11 protein-coding genes are annotated in these 8,656 nt (G+C 59.0%); 6 read left to right on the plus strand and 5 right to left on the minus strand.

Annotated elements, in window-relative coordinates; genetic code table 11:
- Positions 1–126: 126 nt before the first annotated feature.
- Complete coding sequence (locus C8024_RS20460) at positions 127–561, minus strand: hypothetical protein (RefSeq protein WP_217272249.1); 435 nt, start codon at positions 559–561, stop codon at positions 127–129.
- A 256-nt stretch (positions 562–817) separates the two neighbouring features.
- On the opposite strand from C8024_RS20460, the gene C8024_RS15400 reads away from it, so the two are divergent.
- From C8024_RS15400 to C8024_RS15415, 4 genes are all read left to right on the plus strand, one after another.
- Entirely contained in the window at positions 818–1,867 is a 1,050-nt protein-coding gene (locus C8024_RS15400; protein WP_173206741.1) for a type III polyketide synthase, read from the plus strand.
- Entirely contained in the window at positions 1,864–2,394 is a 531-nt protein-coding gene (locus C8024_RS15405) for an isoprenylcysteine carboxyl methyltransferase family protein (protein WP_173206744.1), read from the plus strand. The genes C8024_RS15400 and C8024_RS15405 overlap by 4 nt, the downstream gene beginning before the upstream one ends.
- A gap of 54 nt (positions 2,395–2,448) precedes the next feature.
- Positions 2,449–2,670 carry a hypothetical protein gene (locus C8024_RS15410; protein WP_173206747.1) on the plus strand — a complete coding sequence of 74 codons (222 nt, stop codon included), beginning with the start codon at positions 2,449–2,451 and terminating at the stop codon, positions 2,668–2,670.
- 71 nt (positions 2,671–2,741) lie between these two features.
- Positions 2,742–3,122: a DUF1304 domain-containing protein gene (locus C8024_RS15415; RefSeq protein ID WP_173206750.1), complete on the plus strand. Its 381-nt coding sequence runs from the start codon at positions 2,742–2,744 to the stop codon at positions 3,120–3,122.
- Between the two features lie 176 nt (positions 3,123–3,298).
- Here C8024_RS15415 and C8024_RS15420 read toward each other — a convergent pair whose 3' ends face one another.
- The 4 genes from C8024_RS15420 to C8024_RS15435 form a co-directional block, all read right to left on the minus strand.
- Complete coding sequence (locus C8024_RS15420) at positions 3,299–4,000, minus strand: tryptophan-rich sensory protein (protein ID WP_173206753.1); 702 nt, start codon at positions 3,998–4,000, stop codon at positions 3,299–3,301.
- Positions 4,001–4,167: 167 nt separating this feature from the next.
- Positions 4,168–4,821, minus strand: coding sequence for a GGDEF domain-containing protein (locus C8024_RS15425; RefSeq protein WP_173206756.1), 654 nt, complete (start codon positions 4,819–4,821; stop codon positions 4,168–4,170).
- Positions 4,818–5,345: a hypothetical protein gene (locus tag C8024_RS15430; protein ID WP_173206759.1), complete on the minus strand. Its 528-nt coding sequence runs from the start codon at positions 5,343–5,345 to the stop codon at positions 4,818–4,820. The genes C8024_RS15425 and C8024_RS15430 overlap by 4 nt, the downstream gene beginning before the upstream one ends.
- A 219-nt stretch (positions 5,346–5,564) precedes the next feature.
- Positions 5,565–7,895 carry a TonB-dependent receptor gene (locus C8024_RS15435; RefSeq protein ID WP_173206762.1) on the minus strand — a complete coding sequence of 777 codons (2,331 nt, stop codon included), beginning with the start codon at positions 7,893–7,895 and terminating at the stop codon, positions 5,565–5,567.
- Between the two features lie 317 nt (positions 7,896–8,212).
- Here C8024_RS15435 and C8024_RS20465 point away from each other — a divergent pair, with 317 nt between their 5' ends.
- Together C8024_RS20465 and C8024_RS23635 are read left to right on the plus strand one after the other, a co-directional pair.
- A complete protein-coding gene (locus tag C8024_RS20465; RefSeq protein ID WP_217272250.1) occupies positions 8,213–8,464 on the plus strand; it encodes a hypothetical protein in 252 nt (83 codons plus the stop codon).
- 32 nt (positions 8,465–8,496) lie between these two features.
- A complete protein-coding gene (locus C8024_RS23635) occupies positions 8,497–8,604 on the plus strand; it encodes a hypothetical protein (protein ID WP_367947380.1) in 108 nt (35 codons plus the stop codon).
- Positions 8,605–8,656: the final 52 nt, after the last annotated feature.

Here is an 8,656-nt window from a genome sequence, read left to right on the forward strand (position 1 = left end):
CCTTTGCAGCGATCTTGCCGCTTTCGATCAGGGTTTCAACATTTTCGCGGTTGAATTCAACAGCATTCTTCGACAGTGCAACGGCACGGTCAGCAGCAGCCTTGGCGCGAGCCTGCGCATCGGCGGTCAGCTTTTCAAAGCGCGAACCCATTTTTCAGCGGTCTTCTTGGCGGTGTTGGCGGCCTTGGTGTTGGCGGCCTTGGTGTTCTTCACAACGCGCTTGGTTGCGGTGGTTTTGGTGGTAGCCATTTTCTTGGTTCCTTTGGTCGTTTTGTTCGATGTGGTCTTGGCAGCCGGCTTCGCAGCAACTTTACGCTTTGCTACGGGCTTCTTCGCTGCCGGTTTGGACGCTGCGGTTTTCTTGACAGCAGGCTTTGCCGCTGTTGCCGGTTTAGCAGCGGGAGCCACCGGCTTGTTGGTTTCGGTCGTTACCGGGGCCTGTTCAGCCGCGGCCTTCTCGACAGTCGCGGTGGCCGCTGCAGCATAAGCCGCATCAGCAGAGAGCGAGCTGGTTACTTTATCTGCCGGGGCAGAGGATATTTCGTTCTTCGTATCAGCCATCGGTAATCTCACTTCTATGTTGCAGTGCACAAATAAGGCATCGACCTGTCGATGTCAAGAAAATGGTGCAGTGCACAATAATCCATGTTCTTTCGGTTAAGGCACCGTAATAGTTGCTTTTTATTTCCTGTCTTATCACCACTCCGCAATATTTCTTTAGCAGTATCCATACGTGCTATGGTGCAACGCACCAGATTTGCGTGTTTCCTTGGTCTATCTGATGTAACAAGCCCGTGATGATGAGCGAAAGTCCCCCATGTCCGTATTGAGATCCATTGCCACGGCGGTTCCCGAACACCGGATCAGCCAGACTGACGTACTGGCGGTATTGGCCAAGGCGAGGGGAGCGGCGCTTCCGGCCCGGCTGGAACAGATACTCGGGAACAGCGGGATCGAGCAACGCTATCTTGCCTGCGAGGCAGACAATTATCTGGAACCGCGCAGCTGGACCGGGCGGGCGGCTATCTATGATCAGGTCGGTACGCGGCTGGCGCACAAGGCGGCCGGGGATGCGCTGGACAAGGCGGGGCTTGTGGCGCCCGACATTGACGCAATTGTTCTGATCTCGACCACCGGCACGATGACGCCCTCTATTCCCAGCCGGATGATCGAGACGATGGGCTTTGACCCGTCGACCCGGACGATCCCTGTGTTCGGCTATGGTTGCGCCGGCAGCGTGCTCGGCCTGCAACTGGCCAATGATCTGGCGGTGGCGGGCGAGGGTCAGAATGTCCTGATGATCTCGCTGGAATTGTGCAGCCTGTCTTATGACTATAGCCAATTTGACAAGAAGAACATGATCGCCACCGCTTTGTTTGCCGACGGTTGTGCCGCAGCGGTGCTCAGTGGCAAGGACGCGCCGGCCGGCGCACCGGCTTTTCGTGCCTTTGCGCAAAAGACATGGCCCGATACCCGCGACATGATGGGCTGGGACATCGGCACAACTGGCTTCGATCTGGTGCTGGCACGGGATATTCCCAGCTTTGTCGCCAAGGATTTTGCGCCTTTTTGCGATGACTTTCTGACGGCTCAGGATCTGGGCATGTCCGATCTCTCCGAACCCGCCTGCCATCCCGGAGGGGGCAGGGTGGTGGAAGCTTTGGAAGCATATTTTGCGCCCGGTATTGCGGGCATTCCGGCAACCCGCGAGGTGCTGCGTCATCATGGCAATATGTCCTCGCCAACGGTGTTGTTCGTGCTCGACAAGCTGCTGGCGGAAAAGCCCGACAAGCCGATATTGCTGACCGCACTCGGCCCCGGCTTTACCGCAGCGCTTGCGATCCTCGATCCGCAAGGTGCCGCATGAAGGATCCGCTCGGCGCGATTTTCACGGCCAGTCCGACACTGGTGACCTGGGTGCTGGTCTATATTGTCGTCCAGCGGCTGGGCGAACTGGTCCATGCCAACCGCAACACCAGACGGTTGCTCGGCGAAGGGGGCCAGGAACATGGTGCGGACCATTATCAATATTTCATCTTCCTCCACAGCGCCTGGATCGCGGTCATCGCCTTGCTGGTCGATCCACAGCATGAGATTTCGCCAGCGATGTTGGCACTGTTCGTCGGCACACAAATTTTGCGCATCTGGACGCTGGCGAGCATCGGCCGCTGGTGGACGACCAGAATCATCTCTGCGCCGCATTTTGACCGGGTCAAACGCGGGCCGTATAAATATATCAGCCACCCCAATTATCTCGTCGTGGTCCTGGAGATCGCGATCGTGCCGCTGATGCTCGGCCTGCCGTGGGTGGCTCTGGTCTTCTCTGTCCTCAACGCGATCCTGCTGCGCCACCGTATCCGCATCGAAAATGCGGTGCTCGGCGAGCGCGGCTAGGCCAAAGTTCGTGGAACCTCGGGCCAGGAGCGGGTTTTGTCAGGGCTTCTGACCATGTCTGAACTGGCCCCGCCAAGGAAAAAAGCAAACCCGCCGCCATGGATCGAACTTTACAAACTTTACAGTGTTAAGAACTTAGAAAATCCGGGGCCTGCGGCTGGTGTCGCTGAATATGCAGCGGCCGAAAACATGGCCGCTCAAAATGTCAAAGAACCAGTGCAACATTTATCAAAATCAGGCGATGTAGGAAAGCAATTTGCGATCGTGACCAGATGATCTCGGCCGGCAAGCCGTGTTGAGCTTGCAGATTTACCGCCTATAAGAACCAGAAAACCGGGAGTCGCTGCGTGCCTATATTTGCCAGGATCATGATCGCGCTGGTTGCCATACTCCATCTCTATATCGCCTGGTTCGGGATATTTGCCTGGCAGGCGCAGGGGCCGGCAACCTTTCCCGATCTCCCCGCCAGCCTGTTCGAACCGACAACCGCGATGGCTGCCAATCAGGGCGTCTACAATCTTTGTGTGGCGGCCGGCCTGATCTGGTCGGTGTTCATCCGCAATGCCGAATGGCAGCGGAAGGTTGCCAGCGGCTTCCTGCTGTTCGTCGCCACGGCGGGCATTTTCGGTGCCTGGCGCGTCTCTCCCGATATCGCGCTGGTGCAGGCCGGACCGGCTGTCATTGGGCTGCTGTTGCTGTGGTTACCGTTGAGCCGGACGCGGCAATAAGCGCTTCCCGTCATCCTGAACGCATTTACCTCCCCCGGTGGCCTGTGGCTCCGGACCACCAGCGTCGGTGCCCAATCTCAAGGGGTCCTGAAACGGGTTCAGGATAACGAGTGGTTGCTGGTAGAGGCGCGCCAGCGTAGAGATTGTCTAGCCTAGGGATTGTCTCGTCAGGGCCGTCAGACCCGGGATAGCAACCGCGGCCAACACGGCCGCAACCGCCAATGGCATCGTGGAACCCATATTGGCCACGGCGATGCCGAAAAACCCCAGGACACGGCGAGGGCATAAGGCCAGGATTTCAGGCGCATGGCATTATAGCCGGCGAAGAGGACTGCCAGCAGAAGAGCAATCACCGCAGCCGTAAATTCACCGACAAATCCATATCCCGCTAGCAGTAGTCCGATGGACAGGAAGGAGGCTACGGAAAGCCAGCCCGCATATAGCGCGAGCGGCCATTTGGCGATCCAGGCGGGCGAGGCCTGTTCTGACCGATAGGTAGCGACCAGCGCTGCGATCAGCATGATCCATATCAGGATCGTTGCCCAGATCGGCGATACTAGAGCAACCGGCAGCCAGATGGTACCGACCGCCAACGACAGCCCCAGGGCGATACGGCCCTTGTCCCATTCCGGATCCTGTCTGAACTTGAAGGCACCCATCGCGGCGTGGGCGACCAGCCACAGATAGATTGGGCCCCAGATGCTGAAAGCCCAGCCGACAGGCTGAACCGGCGGATTGTTCTGTGGTACCGGGTAACGGTCCGGATCGATCCCGCCAAATTCCGGCGACAGAAATGGCGCAATGGCAAAGGCCAGTGCAACGACAAGGACGACAATGGCTTTCATGGTTTCCGGTTCCTGATTTTTCCAGCGGAGCATATGATGATCGCCCGCCCGATGCAGTACGTGTTTTCAGACAGGTAGGACTGTCCGATCGCGCATAATCTCGTCAGGGAAGAACATGGCAGGCCGATATTGGTTGCAAATCTCGTGATATTGCACGGAAGATGATGAACGGTTTCTTCGTCAACCGGATCGTACGCGCGTCAGGCGATATTGCGCAACACCGGCTTGGCCGGGTTGCGCGGGCTCTTGCCGCTGCGTTTCATTTCGTAGAGGGCACCGTCGGCAGCTTTCAGCAATTGCTCGGTGCCGTTGCCGTCGAGCGACTGGACGGCAATGCCAACGCTGGCTGACGGAGTCAGGATATGGCCCTCGATTTCGGCTGGCGTAGCAAAGCCGGCCAAAAAGGCGCTTGCTCTCGCCAGCGCCTGATCGTGAACGTTCACATCGGGCATCAGGATCAGAAATTCGTCGCCTCCAAGGCGACCGACAATTTCTTCTGCAGCGCAGCAGCGCTTCAGCCGCCGGGCCACCTCGACCAGCAGATGGTCGCCGACATCATGGCCCAGATTGTCATTCACTTGCTTGAAATGATTGAGATCAATCAGGGCGACGGCAAAGCCGTTGCCGCTGCTGGCGAAAGACTGCTCTGCCAGTAGCAGGTGGTTCATCATCGCCCGGCGATTGGCCAGCCCGGTCAGCGGATCGCTATGCGCCTGTTTCCATATCGTGTGGCGCATGATCAGGCCGGAGATAATCTGGTTATAGCTGTCGATGATGAACCGGATCATCAGCAGCGCGATTGTGATCATGCTCCATCCCATGATCATGTCGTCAAATCCGCCGACCAGAATCATGCTACCGCCGAGGGAATGACGCCGACGAACAGGACAGTGACGGCTGCCTTTTTGATGCAGGCCAGGCAGTGGGCGATACAGGTCGATCCGAAGACCAGCGACATCGGGATGAACATCTGGTTGGCGAACATGCCGGAGGTAATTATGAACACCGACCAGATGCTGAGAAAGGATACGATGCCGACCGAGAGGACGGAGAGATTGCGAAGTATCTTTTGCGAATGGACAAGCGATTCCGGGTCTTTCGGATAGCGGATCCACATGACCATCCGCCCGACGCAGCCGACCGCGAGCAGCCCCATCCAGCCGTAATAGATTGGCTCGACCCCTTCGTGGGCCGACAGGACCATAACCGCGATCAAATTGAATATCGCGACCAGATAGATCATCGGCACATGGGTCATTGCCCGGTGCAATTGCATCTGCTCGACCGAGGAGCGGATTTCCGGTGGAATTTTTGGCGACCGCCATGGAGTTTGCCAGGATGTCTGCCAGTTTTCTTCCGATTGCGGCGCTAGATCCATGTCGTCGGGCCATCCTGCAGGTGCGGTTTGAATTTACCAGAACCTGACTAGGTGGCGGGTGTAAAATAGGGTTAACAAATATTTGCCATGAAGCCGGACATCCGCCCTTGCGGGCCGGTTTGCGGCGGGAAAGGTGACTGGATTCCCGCAGCGCGGACAGTCGGCTTATTCCCGGCGAAGGCCGTAGCCTTGCCGGGAATAAGAGTCTGTTACTGACGGCTAGAATTTGGCGCTGGCCTGGACGCCGTAGAAGCGCGGTTCCGCCGGGATGAAGGTCGGGATGCCAAAGGCGCCGCCGGTGTTGCCCGCGTCCAGAAGATAGTCCTTATTGGTCAGGTTGCGGACAAAACCGGCAATTTCGAACCGATCGTCAGCAAAGGAAAAACCCGCGCGCAGGTTGACCAGCGTGACCGCTTTCTGACTGGTCAGAATATTGTTCGGCGCTTCAAAATAGACCCGGCTGCGATGGGTGACGCTGGGCGTTGCAAAGAAGCGGGTGCTGTCATTGATCGGATAGTCGATCGTGAAGCCGGCCGCTGCCTGCACCTGGGGCTGGAGCCGAAAGCGCGAGCCCGCCAGATTGCCGTTGCCCGGCTTGTCATCAATCCCCCCGTCAATATAGCCGATATTGGCGAACAGGTTCAGCCAGTCGGCGGCGCGGACATTGACCTCGGCCTCAACCCCGAAATTGCTGGCGCTACCGGCGCTCAGCGTGGTCGTGGTGCCCGGTCTGGCCGGATCGGCAACCGTGACCTGGAAATTGTCATAGACCTGATAGTAAACGCCGATCGAACCGGAAAATGGCCCCGCAGCCCCTTTCAGGCCGACTTCATAATTCCAGACTGTTTCCGGCGCGATATCGCTGAAGTCGCCGACCGGTCCGGTGGGCGTGGCGGTGGCGCCGGCGTTGACCGTTGCCGAGCGGCGGCCTTTGGAGACCGTCGCGAAACCGTTGATGGCGTCGGAGAAGCGGTACAGAACGTTAAAACGCGGCAATATTGCGGAGAAACTGTCCTCTGTCCGGAACGTCTGGCCGGCTGTGTCGGTGATGGCAAAGGGCGGGGCGCCGGTGATGACCGATCCCGGCGCGGTGGCGCGATAGCCGGACCGGCGCTTCTCGATCAGCACGCGCACGCCTGCGGTCATCTCGAGGCTGGGGCTCGGGATCCATGTGCCATCGGCGAACACCGAATAGCTGTCATTCTTGCCAAGATTTTCAAACACCGCCTGATAGGGGATGGTGTTGATCGCGCCGCCGGTCAGCGCCGGAATCGCGTCGCCGGCTGGCACGCCATTGCCATCGACGCAGGGCACGCCCGCCACGAAGACCTGGGCCAGACACTGGAAATAGGTGACTTCATCGGTCGAGAAAGGAACCCGCTGGCTATTGTCCTCGCGGAAGAAATTCCAGCCGAAGCTGCCGCGGAAGGTGCTGCCATTATTATAGGTGAAGCGGGTTTCATGGCTGCCCTGTTCGCCGTTGGCATCCTCGGCGAATTCCAGGAAATAGGCGGCAGAGCCGTCGGCGTCGAACACCTCGTTGGAATTGAACTTGCGGAAACCGTTGACCATGGTGATGTTCCAGTCGTCGGCAAAGTCCCAGCTCATCGTCAGATTGGCATCATAGACATCGCGGACCAGACCGAGCTTGTCATCGCCCAGCACGGCGGCGGAGAAGGGTGATCCCCGCATATCGGCGACGCCGAACGGATCGGCCGGTCCGGCGCTGGTCGGCAGGGTGCCGGAAATGAACGGCGTGCCCGAATTGCGCTGCCGGTCATAGGTCAGGATCAGGTCTGTTGTGAAGGTGCTGCTCGGCGTGAAGCGGAAGGATGCGCGGGCGCCCAGCTGGTCCTGCGCATAGAGATCCTCCTGGTTCGGTGCGAGATTGGTGACATAGCCGTCGCGCTTCTTGTGGGCAGCAGCGACCCGCACCGCGATCACATCATTGCCGGCATTGAGATGGCCGCCCAGCGTATAGGCGTCATAATTGCCATAGCTGGCGCTGACCTCGCCGGAGAAGCCGGGCTGGGGCCGGACGGAAATGATGCTGATCGCGCCGACCGCAGACGCCGTGCCGAACAGGGTCGCCTGCGGGCCCTTGATCACCTCGACCCGGTCGATATCGTAGAGATCCTGATAGGAACCGCGCGAGCGGGAGATATCGACGCCGTTATAGTAAAGCGTGACGCGGGCGGCCTGCTGCGCCGAACCGCTGTCCGAGGTGATGCCGCGGATCACGACGCCCGGATTGTTGGCGCTCTGCTCCTGGATATTGAGGCCGGGGACATAGTTGGACAATTCGTCGAGATCGGACACGCCGAGCTCTTTCATCCGCTCGCCCGTGTTGGCCGAGATGGTGATCGGCACGTCGGTCGACTTCTGCTCGATCTTCTGCGCGGTGACGATGATGACGTCGCCGTCGCTGTCGTCGGCGATATCATCGGTGCCGGTCTGCGCCAGGGCCGGGGCGGCTCCGGCGACGAACAACGCCCCAGCGAGCGCGATCAAGGAGGGACGGGACAGGGCGGCGGGAGTATATTTTGTCATGGAAGCTTTCAGCCTTTTATGTGCGACACGGGAACGGATGGTGCAGTGCAGCAAGGCTGTGACAGGTTGACGGTCGCCGCGTGACAATTTGGAGAATTATGCGCGACTCCATTGTGACAAAGGCGCGGTGGCGGGGAGCAGTAATCGTCATCCTGAACTTGGTTCAGGACCCCCATCGGCAGCGCGCAATCTTTGGGAGATCCTGAACCAAGTTCAGGATGACGAGGGGGAGGGGATCACCGCCCCGCCATCCGCCCCCGCAGGCAACCTTTCCCCGGCTACCGCGTTGATTAGCCGAACCAAAAAAGGACATGAATATGGGTAACCTGAATTTTCCGGAAGAAACATTTGTCGTCGTCGCCACGGGCAGGGAGGCCAAGACCTTCTATGTGCGCAGCGGATCGCTGGAGCATGACGGCGACTGGACACCCGGAGATCTGGCCGATCAGGGCCCCTCCGGCAAATCCCCGCCCGAACAGTCGGCGCGGGAAAGCATGGAGGCGACCTTCTCCAAGATCATCGCCGAGCAGCTCTATGACCTGGCCCACAAGGCGCCTACGAGCGGCTGATCCTGGTCGCCGATCCCGACACGCTGGGCGAAATCCGCCCGCTGCTGCATCAGGAAGTGAGCGACAAGATCGTGCTGGAACAGGCCAAGACGCTGATCAACAGCCCGGTCGCCGATATCGAGAAATCGCTCGCGCAATAAAGCGCGCAATAGTTCACCGGAGGGAGACCTCGTCATCCTGAACTCGTTTCAG

It is taken from the genome of Sphingopyxis sp. BSNA05 (genome assembly GCF_013265645.1).
Classification (GTDB): domain Bacteria; phylum Pseudomonadota; class Alphaproteobacteria; order Sphingomonadales; family Sphingomonadaceae; genus Parasphingorhabdus.

What these genes read in the sequence shown, in the direction of transcription:
- C8024_RS20460 (WP_217272249.1), bottom strand. Translation starts at nt 561, where the DNA reads ATGGCTGATACGAAGAACGAAATATCCTCTGCCCCGGCAGATAAAGTA.
- C8024_RS15400 (WP_173206741.1), top strand. Translation starts at nt 818, where the DNA reads ATGTCCGTATTGAGATCCATTGCCACGGCGGTTCCCGAACACCGGATC.
- C8024_RS15405 (WP_173206744.1), top strand. Translation starts at nt 1,864, where the DNA reads ATGAAGGATCCGCTCGGCGCGATTTTCACGGCCAGTCCGACACTGGTG.
- C8024_RS15410 (WP_173206747.1), top strand. Translation starts at nt 2,449, where the DNA reads ATGTCTGAACTGGCCCCGCCAAGGAAAAAAGCAAACCCGCCGCCATGG.
- C8024_RS15420 (WP_173206753.1), bottom strand. Translation starts at nt 4,000, where the DNA reads ATGCTCCGCTGGAAAAATCAGGAACCGGAAACCATGAAAGCCATTGTC.
- C8024_RS15425 (WP_173206756.1), bottom strand. Translation starts at nt 4,821, where the DNA reads ATGATTCTGGTCGGCGGATTTGACGACATGATCATGGGATGGAGCATG.
- C8024_RS15430 (WP_173206759.1), bottom strand. Translation starts at nt 5,345, where the DNA reads ATGGATCTAGCGCCGCAATCGGAAGAAAACTGGCAGACATCCTGGCAA.
- C8024_RS15435 (WP_173206762.1), bottom strand. Translation starts at nt 7,895, where the DNA reads ATGACAAAATATACTCCCGCCGCCCTGTCCCGTCCCTCCTTGATCGCG.
- C8024_RS20465 (WP_217272250.1), top strand. Translation starts at nt 8,213, where the DNA reads ATGGGTAACCTGAATTTTCCGGAAGAAACATTTGTCGTCGTCGCCACG.